Origin of the sequence: Aquirufa avitistagni (assembly GCF_042715545.1) — a bacterium.
Lineage (GTDB): Bacteria > Bacteroidota > Bacteroidia > Cytophagales > Spirosomataceae > Aquirufa > Aquirufa avitistagni.
The window spans coordinates 422,664-439,298 of record NZ_JBBKXZ010000002.1 but is presented as its reverse complement, the minus strand read 5'-3'; the positions used below and the strand labels follow the sequence as shown (position 1 = coordinate 439,298).

Annotated in this window: 15 protein-coding genes; 5 read left to right on the top strand and 10 right to left on the bottom strand. The window is 44.7% G+C overall.

Annotated features, from left to right (window positions below):
- Position 1: 1 nt before the first annotated feature.
- Together U0R10_RS07705 and U0R10_RS07700 are read left to right on the top strand one after the other, a co-directional pair.
- Positions 2-1,453, top strand: a complete 1,452-nt coding sequence (locus U0R10_RS07705; RefSeq protein ID WP_377983383.1) for a DUF1501 domain-containing protein — start codon at positions 2-4, stop codon at positions 1,451-1,453.
- Positions 1,453-3,552, top strand: a complete 2,100-nt coding sequence (locus U0R10_RS07700; protein WP_377983382.1) for a c-type cytochrome domain-containing protein — start codon at positions 1,453-1,455, stop codon at positions 3,550-3,552. Before U0R10_RS07705 ends, U0R10_RS07700 begins: the two co-directional genes overlap by 1 nt.
- Here the strand turns inward: U0R10_RS07700 and U0R10_RS07695 are convergent.
- Together U0R10_RS07695 and U0R10_RS07690 are read right to left on the bottom strand one after the other, a co-directional pair.
- Positions 3,549-3,878 carry a hypothetical protein gene (locus tag U0R10_RS07695; RefSeq protein ID WP_377983381.1) on the bottom strand — a complete coding sequence of 110 codons (330 nt, stop codon included), beginning with the start codon at positions 3,876-3,878 and terminating at the stop codon, positions 3,549-3,551. The genes U0R10_RS07700 and U0R10_RS07695 overlap by 4 nt on opposite strands.
- A gap of 1 nt (position 3,879) precedes the next feature.
- Positions 3,880-6,549, bottom strand: coding sequence for a c-type cytochrome (locus U0R10_RS07690; protein ID WP_377983380.1), 2,670 nt, complete (start codon positions 6,547-6,549; stop codon positions 3,880-3,882).
- Positions 6,550-6,726: 177 nt separating this feature from the next.
- Here U0R10_RS07690 and U0R10_RS07685 point away from each other — a divergent pair, with 177 nt between their 5' ends.
- Positions 6,727-8,064 carry a PhoPQ-activated pathogenicity-related family protein gene (locus tag U0R10_RS07685; protein WP_377983379.1) on the top strand — a complete coding sequence of 446 codons (1,338 nt, stop codon included), beginning with the start codon at positions 6,727-6,729 and terminating at the stop codon, positions 8,062-8,064.
- 35 nt (positions 8,065-8,099) lie between these two features.
- On the opposite strand, the gene U0R10_RS07680 is transcribed toward U0R10_RS07685, so the two are convergent.
- The 6 genes from U0R10_RS07680 to U0R10_RS07655 form a co-directional block, all read right to left on the bottom strand.
- Positions 8,100-9,719 (bottom strand): sodium:solute symporter family transporter, encoded by a 1,620-nt coding sequence (locus U0R10_RS07680; RefSeq protein ID WP_377983378.1) that lies wholly within the window; start codon positions 9,717-9,719, stop codon positions 8,100-8,102.
- A gap of 121 nt (positions 9,720-9,840) precedes the next feature.
- On the bottom strand, positions 9,841-10,461 hold the full coding sequence (bioD, locus tag U0R10_RS07675; RefSeq protein ID WP_377983377.1) for a dethiobiotin synthase: 621 nt from the start codon (positions 10,459-10,461) through the stop codon (positions 9,841-9,843).
- A gap of 7 nt (positions 10,462-10,468) precedes the next feature.
- Complete coding sequence (locus U0R10_RS07670; RefSeq protein ID WP_377983376.1) at positions 10,469-11,806, bottom strand: dihydroorotase; 1,338 nt, start codon at positions 11,804-11,806, stop codon at positions 10,469-10,471.
- On the bottom strand, positions 11,803-12,753 hold the full coding sequence (locus U0R10_RS07665) for an L-threonylcarbamoyladenylate synthase (RefSeq protein WP_377983375.1): 951 nt from the start codon (positions 12,751-12,753) through the stop codon (positions 11,803-11,805). Before U0R10_RS07665 ends, U0R10_RS07670 begins: the two co-directional genes overlap by 4 nt.
- A 6-nt stretch (positions 12,754-12,759) precedes the next feature.
- Positions 12,760-13,611, bottom strand: a complete 852-nt coding sequence (locus U0R10_RS07660) for a DUF6671 family protein (protein WP_377983374.1) — start codon at positions 13,609-13,611, stop codon at positions 12,760-12,762.
- Positions 13,612-13,662: 51 nt separating this feature from the next.
- Positions 13,663-13,830 carry a hypothetical protein gene (locus U0R10_RS07655; protein WP_377983373.1) on the bottom strand — a complete coding sequence of 56 codons (168 nt, stop codon included), beginning with the start codon at positions 13,828-13,830 and terminating at the stop codon, positions 13,663-13,665.
- Between the two features lie 83 nt (positions 13,831-13,913).
- Between U0R10_RS07655 and U0R10_RS07650 the strand changes: the two genes are divergently transcribed.
- Entirely contained in the window at positions 13,914-14,825 is a 912-nt protein-coding gene (locus U0R10_RS07650; RefSeq protein WP_377983372.1) for a LysR family transcriptional regulator, read from the top strand.
- A gap of 160 nt (positions 14,826-14,985) precedes the next feature.
- Here U0R10_RS07650 and U0R10_RS07645 read toward each other — a convergent pair whose 3' ends face one another.
- Positions 14,986-15,420: a QcrA and Rieske domain-containing protein gene (locus U0R10_RS07645; RefSeq protein WP_377983371.1), complete on the bottom strand. Its 435-nt coding sequence runs from the start codon at positions 15,418-15,420 to the stop codon at positions 14,986-14,988.
- A gap of 117 nt (positions 15,421-15,537) precedes the next feature.
- Between U0R10_RS07645 and U0R10_RS07640 the strand changes: the two genes are divergently transcribed.
- The gene (locus U0R10_RS07640; RefSeq protein ID WP_377983370.1) at positions 15,538-15,783 is read left to right on the top strand and encodes a 4a-hydroxytetrahydrobiopterin dehydratase; all 246 of its coding nucleotides are present in this window, start codon (positions 15,538-15,540) and stop codon (positions 15,781-15,783) included.
- A gap of 20 nt (positions 15,784-15,803) precedes the next feature.
- Here U0R10_RS07640 and bla read toward each other — a convergent pair whose 3' ends face one another.
- Positions 15,804-16,502, bottom strand: a complete 699-nt coding sequence (gene bla, locus U0R10_RS07635; protein ID WP_377983369.1) for a subclass B1 metallo-beta-lactamase — start codon at positions 16,500-16,502, stop codon at positions 15,804-15,806.
- Between the last annotated feature and the right edge of the window lie 133 nt (positions 16,503-16,635).

Genomic DNA, 16,635 nt, shown 5'->3' with positions numbered 1-16,635 from the left:
TATGGAAAACGAATTCTTCAAAAATCGACTGAATATTACGCGCCGGCACTTCTTTGGCCAGGCAGCTGCGGGCATCGGGGGATTAGCCTTAGGCTCATTGCTCGTACCCGATTTATTCAAAGGCGATGCCTCCGCACAATCCTTACCTTTAGGTGTCGCACACTTTGCGCCTAAAGCGAAGCGAGTGATTTACCTCTGCCAAAACGGAGCTCCTTCGCAATATGAGAGTTTCGATTACAAGCCAATGCTGAACAAAATGGCGGGGCAGGATTTACCGGATTCGATTCGCGGGACCCAACGGCTCACCGGGATGACGGCATCCCAAGATAAATTCCCACTAGTCGGGTCGTATTATAATTTCAAACAACACGGAAAATCAGGGACATACATCAGTGAAATATTCCCGCATATTGGCTCGATTGCAGATGATATTTGTGTGATTCGCACGATGAGTACAGATGCAATTAATCACGATCCAGCATTGACCTTTTTACAGACGGGTGCTCAGGTAGGGAATCGCCCAAGTATGGGTGCCTGGATGTCCTACGGCTTAGGAAGTGAGAATAAAAACTTGCCGGCATTTTGCGTGTTGCTTTCACGGGGACGAGGAAATGGGCAGGGTGTTTATTCGAAACTTTGGACGAATGGATTCTTAGATTCGACGCATCAAGGTGTCGTATTTAGTAGTTCGGAAGATCCGATTTTATACTTAAATGATTCGGATGGAATCGATAAGGCCGGTCGGCGCAGAATGCTCGACCAACTTGCCGCGTTAAATCATGAGGGCTTTGCGGAAAATAAGGATCCGGAAGTAGAGGCCAAAGTGCAACAATATGAAATGGCCTACCGCATGCAAACGGCGGTTCCTGAATTAACGGATTTATCGAAGGAGCCTGATCATATCATCAAAATGTATGGACCGGAATGTTTAGTTCCGGGCACCTATGCGGCGAATGTTTTATTGGCTCGTAAACTATCCGAATCGGGTGTTCGCTTCGTGCAAATTTATCACCAAGGTTGGGACTCCCACGGCAACTTGCCGAAAGAAATGGCGATGCAAGCAGAGGATGTGGATCGCTCTTCGGCGGCATTAATCACCGACTTGAAACAGCGGGGATTATTGGACGAAACGCTCGTGATATGGGGCGGGGAATTTGGTCGGACCAATTATTGTCAAGGAAAATATACAGTCGACAATTACGGCCGCGATCACCACCCGCGTGCTTACAGTATTTTCATGGCCGGTGGTGGCGTAAAGGCGGGAACGGTTTACGGAGAGACCGATGAACTAGGCTACAACGTGATAAAAGACCCCGTGCACATCCATGATTTCCATGCCACTGTGCAGCATTTAATGGGGATCAATCATGAGCAATTGACCTACAAACATTTAGGTCGGCGTTACCGATTAACCGACATTGCGGGCAATGTTTTACCAGGATTAATCGCGTAATGGGGAAGGTCGAAAAGATAGGGAATTTGATTTTATGGAGTCTTCAAGGCTTCCTCGTTTTCCTCTTAATTTTCCAGTCGAGCTTTGCTTTACCACTAGCAGGCATCGGCCATTTACATCCTTTAATTTTACATTTGCCTATCGGTTTTGGCGTATTGTTGCTCGGGCTTTTTAGCATAAAAAAACACCTCGCTTCCTTCGAAGTTTTAGCCGAATTCTTACTCTTAATTACCGCCATCTTCTCCACGTCAACGGCCATTTTTGGATTGTTTTTGGCCAAAGATGGAGGTTATGAAACGAGTGCGTTGGATTGGCATCAGTGGTCGGGCGTCGCGGTTTCATTTGTCTATTTTGTTTGGGTATTGCTGCGTAAAAATATACTCGTTGGTGCCGCGATCGGATTCGTCACCTTAGTGATTGCCGGCCATTCGGGAGCGAGCATTACCCATGGAGAAGATTACTTGCGTTTTGGGGAGAAGTCGACAGAAATTACTCAGGAAAGTGTCGTGTTTGAGGACATCGTCCAGCCGATTTTAAAGGCCAAATGTGAGTCGTGTCATAATGACCAAAAGTCAAAAGGTGCGCTCAAAATGAATAGCATCGCGAACCTAATGAAAGGTGGAAAACATGGGCCGATTTGGAAGGCGGGGGATGCGTTGAATAGTCATTTAGTCCAACGCATCAAATTACCGATGAGCGCGAAGGAGCACATGCCTCCGCTGGGAAAGGCGCAATTAACTCCGGATGAAATTACGATCTTGACCTTGTGGGTAAAAGAAGGGGCCTCTTTCGAAAAGAAATTAGGGGAGTTTAGCCCAGATTTTCAGAAGCTGATTCAGCCGGCAGCCATTACAATAAGCACAAAATCCTACGACTTTTCAGCTGCTTCGGAATCAGCTATCGAATCCGTAAACTCGCCTTATTGTACGGTATATCCGATCGCAAATGAGTCCCCGGCTTTACAGGCAGATTTTTATGTAGCTGCGAAGTTTGATCCCAAAACGTTGTCAGACTTATCGCAGGTCAGTGAGCAGTTGGTGGGCTTACAACTCTCCAAAATGCCCATCAAAAATGAAGACCTGAATCTAGTTTCCAAGTTCGCCAATCTAGAAAAATTGAACCTGAATTTCACGGTTATCGATGATGCGGGAATAGGCCAACTGGCAGGTTTGAATCACCTAGAACAACTATCGCTCGCGGGTACGAAAGTGGGGAAATCAGGCGTCTCCAAATTACTCGCCAAACTTCCTGCTTTAAAGGAAATTCACCTGTGGAGCACGAGTATTTCAGCGGGAGATTTGAGCGCCTTACGCAGCCAATTTCCGAAAGTGTCATTTGATGCAGGTTATATCCCGAAGGAAGAAACCTTACAGATCAATCCGCCGATTTTGGTGAATGAAAATCTGATATTAAAACCGGGTGAAAAACTTACGTTTAAACATACCTTACGTGATGTGCTGTTTCGCTACACCTTGAACGATTCACTACCAGATAGTTTACAAAGTCCATCAACTAAAGGGCCGATTGCCATCGCCAATTATGCGAAGGTTCGCATCTTGGCCACGAAGGCCGGTTGGCGCGCCAGCAATCCCATCGACGTTCGCGTCTACAAATCACAATTCATTCCGGCTCGTATGGATTTACTTGCCAAGCCAGATCCTAAATATCCAGCAGCAGGCGGGGCGAGTTTGATGGATTTTGTGATCGGAGCGCGTGAGGTGAAGGGGGTTCCTAATTTTACGTGGCTAGGTTTTAAAGATGCCGACTTAGATGTGGTCGCGAGTTTTGAAAAATCCACATCGGTTCATGGAGTGACGTTATCGTATTTAGAAAAGACGGATTCGGACGTATTTCCTCCGGTGAAGGTGGAGGTTTGGGGAGGTGAAACCCCAGATAAAATGCGTTTAATAACTACCACAAAGCCGGTACAACCTAAAGAGAAAAGTGGTTATTCGGCACGTGGCATCAACATCCCATTGACCGGCATACATGCCAAATACTTCCGCATCAAAGCGGAGCGATTGAAAAGACTACCGGCCTTTGTGGATAATAAAGGAAAGGGTGCTTGGCTACGCGTGGATGAGCTGTTGTTTTATTAATGCATTTTCCCCTTTTCAGTCAGTAAGACATACGCCTCCTCCCAGGTTGGGATGGTCTCTGACTCATAGCCGTACGTTGGCCCCGTCGCAATTTGCTTAAAAGCCTTCATGGCCTTTAGGTGTGCACCACTTCGAAGGTACTGGAGCATCATTTCGCGACTCTCCCAAGCAGTTATCGTGCATTGATATTCCTTAACTTTTTTGACATCGCAATGGAGATTCCCTTCTGCAGTTTGAGCTTGACGGAAGGAAGGAATGGCCAAAAACCAAAAGCGTATATAGGATAAAAAACCATTGGGCTTTAAGCCCGTGAGCGATATGTACATCTTATTTCTTTTTAAACATGGCATTCGATGCGTTCCCATTGGACATTAAGTACGCCATTAAGTCCTTTAATTCTTCTGCATTTAAGCTATTAATTAGTCCCGGCAACATGATGGATGCGGGAGAATACTTCGCCGAAATGACATTTTTCTTCCAAACCTTCTCCACCTGATCTGGCGCATACGGATTTTGAGAAACATAGAAAGCCGTTTTATCTTGATTCGTTAATCGGCCTATCACTGAGGTGCCATTGCGCAACATAAATTGCGTTGCGGCGTATTGATCCGAAACTGTTTTGTTGGGGTTAATGATGGCTTCCAACATATCTTTTTTCGAGAATCGGGTGCCCAAATTCGATAAGTCAGGGCCAATATTTCCACCGCCTTCACTCCCGATGGCATGGCAACGAATACAGGTTGTTGCCGCAAACATGGATTTCCCATTTTCAAAATCGCGGCCTTCTAAGGGCATATCCAGTAGCGCGACGGCCTCCTCTAATTTCCATGATTTCCCAGGTCCTTTCGGGTAGCTGATAGAGGCCATGTCGTTTCCATTCGCCGTTAATAAATCTGCTCCGCCCAATTTATCGTAATAGCTCTTTTTGGATTCAGGGACGTTCTTTAATGCCAATTTACGTGCACGATCGATGAAACCCACATAGCTACGACCACCTGAAAATTCAAAGGATTTTTTAAACCACGCGAAATATTGGTTGTGTAATTCGGGAGTCCAATTCTTGCGTGCTGCGGATAGCATCACCGCCATGTAGGTTTGCTGGGCCGGAGGCATTTTTTCCAACATCTTCGCGATGTCCGTTCCATATTCAGGATTACGCATAATCAAATCAGCAGAGGAAGTAGCCGATTCCACCCGATAGGCCGTTGCACTCGCCGTGTCTTTAGTCTGCATGATTTTCAAGGTACGTTTAATCACTTTAGGTGCCTCGAGTGGAATTAAAAGCCGACTCAACGCTCTGTCCAGATTCATGTTGTTTGCTGGAAAACGGGCATCAAATTGTGCAATGATTTGGGATGAAATCTGATCATCTGGCATCCCCAAACGCAACATCGCTAACTCATACGCACGTAGTAAGTCTAGTGTTTGTGGCTGTGAAAATGAGCGGTGATTGATCGCTAAAAGTGACCCATAAATAGCCGCTTTAAATTCAGGCTTGCTTTGTCGGATCAAGCCAATCAGCGCTTGCGTCGCGGTGACTGGATCCTTTTCTTGGATTGCTTTATCCTTCCACGTCTGTACCGGCTGATGCTCTAAGGCAAGTCGGGCCGCATAGCGAATAAACCGATCCGGATGTTTCAAATATGGCCAAACATAAGACACGGCACGCGGGTTGGGACCTTGATGAAATTGTTCGATTTGGCGCCTCAAAAGATTTAAGGAATTAGGGCTGGCAGCTACTGGCTTAGTCGTTTCCTCGGCACCCACATACGAAACTCTGTACAGGTCTGATTCAAGTCGGCGACCGCCTGTCAAAAAATACAAAGCCCCGTCTGGCCCTACAACTCCATCCGTCAATGGCAAAGGAATTCCGGAGAAAAACTCTTCGCGGTCGGCCGTAAAGGTCGCCCCCGCAGGCTTTAATTTAATGACGTGCGCAATCCCAAAAGTCCAGTCAAATGCCAAAAGTGATTGTCGGTATTTAGCCGGAAATTTAGCCTCTTGTAATGACACCAAATTAGTAGGAGAACCTTGTCCAATATTAAGTACCGGAGGTAGGTTGTCAGGATAGGTAGGCGACCATTTACTATTTCCGGTTCGCCACCCAAACTCACTACCACTGGTTGCGTGGCAAATGCGCGTTGGGCGATACCAAGGAAGGCCAAAATCCCATTCCATATCCGCGTCATACACAAACAAATCTCCTGTTTCATTGAAGGCAATATCAAATGCATTACGATATCCAGCGCTCACGAGTTCCCATTTTTTGCCGTCGGGATCTATTTTAGCGATCCATCCACCCGGAGCATACCGGTCATTGGCATGCCCACGCGGGTCTTTGATCAAAGGAAACATGTTGTCTTCCTGCCAGTTATTTGGCAATCGATAGGCATCCATCGGAGGGACATCCGTGTGATTCCCCGAGATTAAAAATATAGATTGTTTATCCGGAGATAAAATTATGCTGTGCGGTCCGTGTTCGCCATCGCCTTTGAATTCCTTTAACAACGTAATTTTGTCAAATTGGTCATCGCCATCCAGATCTTGAATGCGGTAGAGTCCACTGCCGCGCGTGCCTGAGTTGGGTTTCGCACGGGCATTCACCATGACATAAATGCTCTTAAACGCGAATAATAATCCGTGTGCATTCCCAATACCTAAGGTATCAGCACCCTTCCCAAATTTCAATTTCTCAATCATGGGTTTAGCGCTAGTTCCCAGGGGAGGTACGGTCACTCGAAAAAGGCCTCCATATTGATCCGAACAGATTAAACGACCTCGATCATCAAAGGTCATCGAAACCCAAGAGCCAATTTTTTCATCGGAGGGGCTAATGAGGTGCTCCAACTTAAATCCGGGCTGAAGCCGAATTTTATCTACTTTGGAATTTGTGCCCTCCACATGTGCAGGTTCTACACGAAATATGAGTTGATAACTGGTGCTGGCGAGTAATAGAAAAAGGATTACTGCCCCGAAATAGGTACGCGTTAGTTTCATAGGATCAGGTTTGTCGGACTTTTAAGTTGGCCGATTCGTAAAAATAAATGTACAAAAACTAGCCTTAAAATTCGCTTACCATAGCATAGAAATCAGGATACATCCCTATAAAGGCTTGACAGACATATCGTTGCATCATAAATTTCTATATATTTACCGAAACCTATTTAATCACAAATGAAGAACTTACGCTTTGGAATCATACTCTTATTGATTCCCTTTCTTGGATTTTCGCAATCCAAAATCAAACCCGAAAATGCGCTTAAAAGTTACTTATCGAATGGCGACTCAAACTATACGTGGGAGCTGAAAGATTCGGCCAACATCGGTAGTGCGAAGGCCTATCAGGTATTATTGACCTCCCAAAAATGGCGCGGAATTATGTGGAGACATCAGCTTACAATCATTATTCCATCCACCATCCAATACGATGGCGCCTTGCTTTTCATCACGGGCGGAAGCAATAAAGATGAACAACCAAACTGGAGTAAAGAAGATAAATTGTGGCCTATCTTGAATGCCATCGCATCCAAGAACAAAGCCGTGGTGGCTTTAATTAAACAGGTTCCAAACCAGCCGCTTTATGATGGAAAAACAGAAGATGAGCTGATTACGCATACCCTAAATGAGTTCCGCAAAGACAAAGATTATACGTGGCCCCTCTTATTCCCCATGGTGAAATCTGCCGTAAAAGGCATGGATGCCGTTCAGGAATTTGTAGCTAAAAAGACCAAACATTCCGTGTCTAATTTCGTGCTGGCCGGCGCCTCCAAACGCGGATGGACAACGTGGCTATCTAGCTCAATCGACGACAAGCGCGTGAAGGCCATAGGCCCTATGGTCATCGACATGCTGAACATGCCCAAAACGCTCAGCTACCAATTTGAGACGTACGGCGAATACAGTGATCAAATTGAAGACTATGTCAAAATAGGCATCCCACAAAGTACATCCAGTCCGGATGGAAAAGCGATCACGGCGATGATTGATCCGTATTCCTACAAGGAAAAACTAACGGTTCCGAAGATGATATTCGTGGGCACAAACGACCCTTACTGGACAGCTGATGCGATCAAACATTATTTCGATCAAATACCTGGTAAAAATTTAATCCACTATGTGCCCAATGCCGGACATGATTTGGCAGGAGGGAAACAAGCCTTGGAAGGGCTAAGTGCGTTCTTTGGCTTAACGCTTCAGAATAAAGAATATCCGGTGAGTACCTGGGCTGTAAATAAAACTGCGGAGGGATTTGAGCTCGCTGTTCAAGCAAATCCAAACGATTTAGTGGAAGCCGCTATTTGGGCGACAACTTCGGCAGATCGGGATTTCCGAAATAATTTATGGTTAACGCGGCGGGTAAAATATGAGGGGTCAACGGTCAAGTATACGATTCCGTTTGTGAAAAAAGGATACCAAGCTTTTTACATGGATTTAAAATACAAAGATCCAAACGGAGGAACCTATACCGTGAGCACGCGCTTGTTTACGACAGACACCGAAAAAGTTTTGTAAGGTTGTTGGGGCATTGAACGTGCCCCAACAAACCCTTAATAAAATACGGTATACAACCCGGCCACAATTCCCATGACCAAAATGGAAATGATCGCAAATTGCTTCGACACAAGGAAGTCGGCACGCTCCACTTCTAAGCCTTTTGGATTATTAATTGAGCTCCGATCTGCCAACGATATCAAGACCATCAAGGCCACCAAAATCACATAAACCCATGAGGTTACATGTAAGAATGGGATGGGATTTCCGCCGATAAATGTATGTAAGTTCTTAAACAATACGACCAAGGGAATAGACGCAACGGCCGCAACAATCGCAGCGGCTGAGGTAGTCCGCTTCCAAAATAGCCCCAAAGAGAACAAGGCAAAAGCTCCAGGCGTCAGGTAATTTGAGTACTCCTGAATGAACTGATACGCTTGTTCAAGCTGCCGTAATTGAGGCGCGATTAATAGGGCAATTCCGAAAGAAACCCAGATTGCGATGCGACCAACCCAAACTGTTTGGGCTTCAGAGGCATTCGGATTCAAAGATTTCTTGTAAATATCTAAGCTAAAAATGGTCGAGATGCTATTGCTTTTTCCGGCCAATGACGCCACAATCGCAGCAGTTAAGGCCGCAAACGAAAGTCCTTTTAATCCGGCAGGCAACAGGTTCATGAGCGTGGGATAAGAATGGTCCGGCTTAACGATTCCGGCGATGGTCATTTCATTTTGGAAAGCGCCGTTTTGGTAGAGCACATACATCGCGATACCCGGAATCACACAAATTAAGGGCATCAATAATTTCAAAAAGGCAGCAAACAAAATCCCTGAACGTGCCGTAGGTAAATCTGCTCCTAATGTCCGTTGAACAATGTACTGATTACATCCCCAATAATTCAAGTTATTGATCCACATCCCGCCAAACAAAATGGCAAATCCCGGAAGTGCATCGTAATACTTGTCGCCCTCCGAAAAGATCATGTGAAAATGGTCATCTGCTTGGGTACGCAACTCCATTAAACCGCCGAAAACGCCTCCGCTGTTAAAGCGATCAGACACCATGTCAAGGGACAAATACGTCACCACTAAACCGCCGATAATCAAGACAATTACCTGGATAAAATCCGTGTAACCGATCACTTTCATCCCACCCAAGGTGATGAAAATGGCGAACAAGGCTAGGCCAACCATCGCATATAAAAAAGGAATGGAGGTAATGCTTTCAATGGCCAAAGCGCCTAAATAAAGAATGGAGGTAAGGTTGACAAATACATACAACAACAACCAAAAAACCGCCATGATTGTCGCCACTGTATTATTGTAGCGCTGCGACAAAAACTGTGGCATCGTATAAATCTTGTTCTTCAAGAAAATAGGAACAAAGAAAATGGCCACGATAACAAGTGCTGCGGCCGACATCCATTCGTAGGAAGAGATGGCTAAGCCAATTGCGAAGCCAGAGCCCGACATGCCGATAAAGTGTTCGGCTGAAATATTAGATGCTAATAATGAGGCACCGATGGCCCACCAGGTAAGCGATCCTTCTGCGAGAAAAAAGTCTTTTGTGGAAATTTCTGCCTTCTTTTTCCGTTGGTATACCCAATATCCATAACTGGTAACGGAGACAAAATAGAGGAGAAATACAATGTAATCGAGCGTCTGTAATTGTTTCATGAATGGTTAATAGGTTCGAGGTCAAAATCTCAAGCGAGGAGATTTTAGTTTTTCAAACTTACCGAAATTCAATTAAATATTACTTGGATGCTAATTTAATTTCCACTCGCTGCTGCGCAAATTACCTTACGGGGAAATCAATAGGCAATTGTTTCACCACGTCGCGAATGGATTCTGGCGTGATCTCTTCCAAATTTCCAACCCGAAACAATACCGGCAATTGCGTATAATTTTCAATAAATGATTCCGATGCCGGATTAGGTTCGCCATTGAACACGATACCGGCGATTGGGATATTGCGATGCTTCAAGGCCTCGAAAGATAAGAGCGTATGGTTAATGCTGCCTAGGTAATTTCGCGAAACAAGTATGACGGGAATTTGGAGTTGTTGAATGAGGTCCAACAGCACATCGTTCTCATTTAATGGGACCATCAGACCACCGGCACCTTCTACCACCAAATGATTTGACGTCTGTGGAAGTGTAAAATCGGAAAGCTTAATTTGCACTCCGTCCAATGCCGCGGAAGCGTGTGGAGAAAGCGGCGCGTTTAGTCGGTGTCGCTCCGGGTGAAACACTGATTTTGTATTTGAGATAAGCGACTGAACTTTCATCGTGTCAGTCCAATGCAAATCTCCCGATTGTACGGGTTTCCAATAGTCGGCCTGGAGGTATTCAGTTACTATGGCGGAGACAAGCGTTTTCCCGATTTCAGTCCCTATTCCTGTGATAAAAAATTGCATGGTCTATTTATCTAATTTTGGCAAAGTGTAAGCGTTTCCCCGATTTTTCCGGATTGAATTTCCCTGCTTCATATACGAGCGAGCCGCTAACAAAGGTGCGGTTTATTTGATGTTGAAACGTGCGTCCCACGACCGGTGCCCAACCGCATTTATAATGCAAAGATTCCGTGGTTACGGACCAAGGATTCGAAGGGGCAACCTCCACTAGATCAGCGAAAAATCCTTCGCGGATATAGCCTCGGTCCACCATGCGGTAGCAGTCGGCCACGCGGTGGCTCGATTTAGCGACCAAGGTATTCAAGGAAAGTTCCCCACGCGCAACTAATTCAAAAAGCATTAATAATGCATGCTGCACCATGGGAGCTCCGGATTTAACTTGCATGTAGTTGCCTGTTTTTTCCTCCAGGCTATGGGGGGCATGGTCGGTCGCGATGAGGTCGATTCGTCCATCTTCGAGGGCCTTTAGTAATTCGAGTCGGTCTTCTGCCGACTTAACCGATGGGTTCCAAACGATTTTATTGCCTAACGAAGGGTAGTCGGCATCCGTAAAACATAAATGGTGAATGCATGCTTCTGCGGTTACCCGTTTTTCGGTGATTGGTCCTGGGCTGAATAATTTTGCTTCGGCGCCGGTCGAGATGTGAAAGAAATGCAGGCGATTATTATGTCGTTTTTGAATCTCGAGTACCCGTTTGGTGGCGGCTTCGCAGGCTTCAGAAGAACGAATGGCGGGGTGGAATTCTACGGGAATATTGTCGCCATAGATTTCTTGGTAATGGCTCAAATTTCTACGAATGATAGAATCATCTTCGCTGTGTAAGGCCACTAATGTCTCCGCGCGGGCAAATAATTTCTCGAGGTATTCCGGGTTATTCGCTAAGATTTCTTGCTTCTCTAGGTAGAGGCCATCGTCGGTAATACCACATACGGTTTCGTTATCTACGCAGAGTGCCTCCTCTAAATTGGCTGCTGTAACGCCCATAAAAAATGAATAATTGGCCATGGATTTTTGGGAGGCCAATTGGTATTTTTCTTCCAATAACGTTCGGGTGAGCGTATTAGGTATGGTATTTGGCATGTCCATGAACGAGGTAATTCCTCCGGCGACGGCGGCCATTGATTCGCTTTGGATATCTGCTTTATAGGTTAAGCCGGGGTCTCTAAAATGGACTTGATCATCGATCATGCCGGGAATAAGGTAATTCCCTTGGAGGTCGATGACCTGAGCATGGGCGTCTGAAATCCAGGGCGAAATTCGTTCAATACGTTCGCCGGAAATAAGTACATCCGTTTGGGTTTGTTGGCCCTCATTAACCACAAGGGCATTCGTGATTAGGTATTTCATTTGGTTGCGGCGCGATCTAAGCGATCATTAATGGTTATGCCTAAACCATAGGCAGGTAGTCTTTCGACGATGATTAAATCGAGCCCCATTTGGTCCATGGTATGCAGTGCGGCAAACAAATTTTTCGCTGCTTCTGCTAAATCTCCTGTGGGAGCTAGGACGAGATTTACGTCCACATGGATGCTCTCGATTTGTACTGATGTATACCAAAGTATACCCACTTTCTTTTGCTTGACTGTGCTGAGCATAAATAAGGGCTCATACGTGACAATCAATTCACAGGATGGGGCATAATGTTTTTTATGTTGGCCCGGAAGCGAAGCGTGTTCCGTGGCCGCAGTCCGATTTAATATACGGCCTACGCAGTCTTCGATTGATTCAATTGAAATTGCGCCGTGGCGCAGTAGGACAACTTCGTCTCCTTCAAAACCAACAATCGTTGATTCGACACCGGACTGACATGCGCCGCCATCTAAGGTATAAATAGAGGGGAAATAGGCGTCTACGTGTGCTGCCGTGGTAGGGCTAATCCGGTTGAAGGGATTAGCGCTTGGAGCGACGAGTGGAAAATCCAATTGGTTTAACAGGTTTATAGCCGCGGGGTGATTTGGGATACGAATGGCCACATTTTCCTGGTTAGCCGTCACGGCATGGCTGACCGATTGATTTTTAGGCAGAATCAAGGTTAGGGGTCCTGGCCAAAATTGTTTGGCGAGGAGATTCGCTTTTTCTGGAAAGCGTTTGACAAGTGCGCGCGCTTGGCTGATCGAAGCCACATGCACAATCAGCGGGTTGGTGGTCGGCCTTTGTTTAGTCGTGAAAATATTCGCTACGGCTTTGGAGTTGAATACATTCGCGGCAAGTCCATACACCGTTTCGGTGGGTAGGCCGATGAGCTCTCCTTGGTTGAGGCGCTCGCGAATGAGTGTTATATCGGTTGTAATCATATCAAATTAAGGGTTGCAAATATCACAATACATCGGGTCTTCTTTTTCCATCGCGTGACCAGGGGGACGGTGTTCAGTATACGTACATGCTTGGCAAGCATAAATATCTGCTTTAACGGTGCGTGTGGGATTACCACATAGGCTACAGGGTAGTCCGCGCTCTTTTTCCTTGAGGGAAAAACCGGGCGTTTGACACGTAGGACAGGTGGAATTAATTTGCTGAATTAAGGAGGCCGTCATCAAATCTAGCACGTCCATGCGTGTCATATTATGCATGGCACGCATATCGGTTTCTACGGTACATTGCCCAAACCGACTGAAGAAATACTCCACCGTTTGATGCAGCACTTGTTTATCACGAATACCTTTGACACAATCAGCCGAATCATCAGCCTGTTTCTTAACAATCAGTCCGTGCGAAGGGAATTTAGCTTGATGTAAAAAGTCCGTTAACATATCGATGGAAGTCAACGTGATTTGGCGGTAATTTGTTTTAGTCTCTAGCTTTCGGACCAAAAATTCCCAGTTATTTTTCTTATCGATCAGCAGCAAAAATTCTTCGTGCGCCGGAATAAATGGGATACTAGGATGTGGACCAAACGAACCCTCTGATGCAATGGCTAAATCTACTGATGTCAAATCCATAGCTAGCTGACATTTCTTTCGTGCCGTTTCAACTGGGCTGTCCGTTCGATCTACCTCGCCAGAAAATGTCCCCAGAAGATCCGTGTCTAGTTGGTCCGTCACGAAACAATACAAACCCAAGTCCTTCGTCAGATGTGGCGCGATTACATTTTCTTTGCCGTGCTTGGTGGCAATGACGATTTTTCTCCCCTTAAAATGGGTTAAACTATCCATGTATGATCTGAAGAAAAAATTAAGAGTTCAAAATTAGACATGGATGCGATTTTACTGAAGATGCTGAGATAAGCGCACTAAATTCAATGTAAGTAAAATAAGGATACTGACAATTAACTTATCCGTCACCGGATCCTGTGTCGTAAAGCTGATAAAAAGTCCGGCGATGATGCCTATCACATGAAGAACAATAAAGAAACTACGGTAGGCTGTTTTCACTTGTGAAAATTTAATTGCAAAGTAACGGCCGACAATTAGATAATTTTTATTTAAGTTTATAATGAAATACATTAGACCCGCTTATGAATTATACGCTGAATCAATTACAGATTTATTTAAAGGTTGTTCAAACGATGAGCATTACCAAGGCTGCCGAGGAGTTAAACTTAACCCAGCCCGCGGTATCCATTCAGATAAAAAACTTTCAAGCGCAATTTGAAATTCCATTGATTGAAATCATCGGTAAAAAAATATACGTGACTGATTTTGGCTTAGAAATTGCAAAATCGGCAGAAGGAATTATCGATCAGGTATATGCCATCAATTATAAAACGATGGCTTTTAAGGACCAATTATTAGGTCGCTTAAAAGTATCTATTGTGTCCACAGGAAAGTATGTATTACCCTATTTTCTAACTGATTTTTTGAAGTCGAATCCGGGCGTCGAGATTAGTATCGATGTAACAAATCGGGAGAAAGTTTTTCAAAGTTTGGAGAATAACGAGGTGGATTTTAGTTTGATATCCACGGATATTAATAGCCCTAGTTTTGAATACATTGACATCCTAGAAAATGAACTATATCTCGTTGGCAATCCCCAAACAGCCAAATTAAACCCCAGTTTTGCCTTTAAGGAGTTTAATCAAGAGCTCCCCTTAATCTTTCGAGAGAATGGTTCTGGAACGCGAAAAATCATGGAAACCTATTTGAAAAAACAGGGAATTCATGCGCTAAAAAAACTGGAATTGATGTCAAACGAGGCGGTAAAGCAGGCCATTATGGCGGGGCTAGGGTATTCGATTATGCCGATGATTGGGATAAAAAACGAATTGAAAAATGGCCAACTATCCATTATTCCACGTAGTGGATTACCGATCAGTACGACCTGGAAATTGATTTGGCACAAGGAGAAAAGTCCATCACCTGTTGCGAAGGCTTTCATGAACTATGTCATCGAAAACAAAGACCAGATTAAGCAAAAACACTTTGAATAAATAAAGCCGAACAAATCTGCTCGGCTTTATTGACACCCCTTTTTCATTAATTAAATATTCAACTGAAATCGCACAGTCAAATGTCTATGCTACAAACTTAACCGGGGGTGTTGATTAAAAAAAATTAATTTCATTATGCTATTTATAAAATAAATTAATGTTATTGATTTTTTAACCGAAGGGTTGATCCTGTTATTTCGACATCAAATTTGGTCAATCCACGCGTAGCAGGTCCCTGAATTAGGGCGCCCGTTCCACTAAATGTGGAGCCATGCGCGGCACATAAAAAGGACGACGTGCTATTTTTGTATTCAACGGTTGCACCCGCGTGAGGGCATACGGATGAAAATGCCGAAAAGCTCGCTGGGGTATTCCCAGTTGCTGTACGAATAACAATGTATCCGCTCCGCGCAACAAAATCGTTGACCGCTTTTATTTCAGAATCCAGGTTAATTAAAAACCCGGACGCTGGGGCTGGGTTATTGACGGCACCAGGTGCGCCATTATCCTCTTTGGAACAAGCGCTCGTCATGCAGGCAAGGCAAGCAACCGAAAAGCTTCCTGTTAATGTGGTTAAAAACTCGTTTCTTTTCATAAGAACATGTGTAGGTTTTTCAAGGCCTTAACTAAGAAGAAACCGTTTTGTTTATGGGATACATGAATTGCATGTAAAACAAAATAGCGGATACACCGTTTCCCTTTATAAAAACGTATGAGCAACTGGACAGAATCGGCGAATAGCCTAGAAAAGACATTCAAGTTTGAGACCTTTGAAGCAGCCATGTTGTTTATGCAGCAAGCCGCCATCAAAATCTCCGAACTAGATCACCATCCCACGTGGACAAATACCTACAATCGATTACACGTGGTGTTACAAACGCATGATGCTGGGAATTCGGTAACCCAAAAAGACAGAGATCTTGCACACATCTTAGATTCGCTTTATCTGGCTGAATGAAGCATGCCGGAAAGCTGAACCTATTTTTCAAATAGCTTTTGCGTGTAGTCTAACAGCCGGGAATCTCCGGCTGCGCCATGTCCGGGTACAACATGTTTCACTTGCTGGAAATTAGCTTTTACTTGGTTCACAGTTGCGGACCAGGCTTGCACATTCGCATCCCCCAAGTAACCTTTTGTGGCATTCAATTCTTTGATTAAACATCCGCCAAACAAAACCTGTTCGCTTGGAAAATAGGCAACCACATTGTCGCGGGTATGACCTTCCCCAAAGAACTTAACGAGTACTTCCTTTGACCCAACCCTCAAGGTCGTTGACCCCTTAAATCCTTGCTGCGGTTCGATTAGTTGGTTTTCTTTGGTCAATTCAATTGTTTTTTCATGCGCAATCGAGGGGATACCTGCCGTGTGAAATGCCAACAGCCCACCCAAACAGTCATTGTGAAAGTGGGTAGGAATCACAGCGACGATTTTGCAATGCAAGGAATCCTGAACTAGGCGAATCAATTTTTGGGCACTTTGATCATCTGTGGGCGTATCGAAAACAAGCGCTTCTTGACCATTGCGTACGACCAAGCCATTACAAGGAACATGTCCGAAATCGTTCGTTTGTAAATAGGAGGTATGCATAAACGTGTTTTGCGTCAACTGGGTTAAGGTCACGTCTTGCGCGTATACGCTAGGCATGATGCCAAATACTAAAAATAAAAGCTTCTTCATGAATTAATTCGTCGGGTCCTCAAAAGTACGGCTTTCCTTGTACGTGGAGTTAAAAATTCTTATTTAAAATAATTCTAAATAGAGTTGCACATCTCGAAAGGCCTCCCTACATTTGTGCTCTATTTAAAATTAG

Excerpts from the sequence above, each read along its gene's own strand:
- U0R10_RS07685 (WP_377983379.1), top strand. The coding sequence starts at position 6,727 with ATGAAGAACTTACGCTTTGGAATCATACTCTTATTGATTCCCTTTCTT.
- U0R10_RS07700 (WP_377983382.1), top strand. The coding sequence starts at position 1,453 with ATGGGGAAGGTCGAAAAGATAGGGAATTTGATTTTATGGAGTCTTCAA.
- U0R10_RS07680 (WP_377983378.1), bottom strand. The coding sequence starts at position 9,719 with ATGAAACAATTACAGACGCTCGATTACATTGTATTTCTCCTCTATTTT.
- U0R10_RS07670 (WP_377983376.1), bottom strand. The coding sequence starts at position 11,806 with ATGAAATACCTAATCACGAATGCCCTTGTGGTTAATGAGGGCCAACAA.
- bla (WP_377983369.1), bottom strand. The coding sequence starts at position 16,502 with ATGAAGAAGCTTTTATTTTTAGTATTTGGCATCATGCCTAGCGTATAC.
- U0R10_RS07640 (WP_377983370.1), top strand. The coding sequence starts at position 15,538 with ATGAGCAACTGGACAGAATCGGCGAATAGCCTAGAAAAGACATTCAAG.
- U0R10_RS07665 (WP_377983375.1), bottom strand. The coding sequence starts at position 12,753 with ATGATTACAACCGATATAACACTCATTCGCGAGCGCCTCAACCAAGGA.
- U0R10_RS07695 (WP_377983381.1), bottom strand. The coding sequence starts at position 3,878 with ATGTACATATCGCTCACGGGCTTAAAGCCCAATGGTTTTTTATCCTAT.
- bioD (WP_377983377.1), bottom strand. The coding sequence starts at position 10,461 with ATGCAATTTTTTATCACAGGAATAGGGACTGAAATCGGGAAAACGCTT.
- U0R10_RS07690 (WP_377983380.1), bottom strand. The coding sequence starts at position 6,549 with ATGAAACTAACGCGTACCTATTTCGGGGCAGTAATCCTTTTTCTATTA.
- U0R10_RS07650 (WP_377983372.1), top strand. The coding sequence starts at position 13,914 with ATGAATTATACGCTGAATCAATTACAGATTTATTTAAAGGTTGTTCAA.
- U0R10_RS07645 (WP_377983371.1), bottom strand. The coding sequence starts at position 15,420 with ATGAAAAGAAACGAGTTTTTAACCACATTAACAGGAAGCTTTTCGGTT.
- U0R10_RS07705 (WP_377983383.1), top strand. The coding sequence starts at position 2 with ATGGAAAACGAATTCTTCAAAAATCGACTGAATATTACGCGCCGGCAC.
- U0R10_RS07660 (WP_377983374.1), bottom strand. The coding sequence starts at position 13,611 with ATGGATAGTTTAACCCATTTTAAGGGGAGAAAAATCGTCATTGCCACC.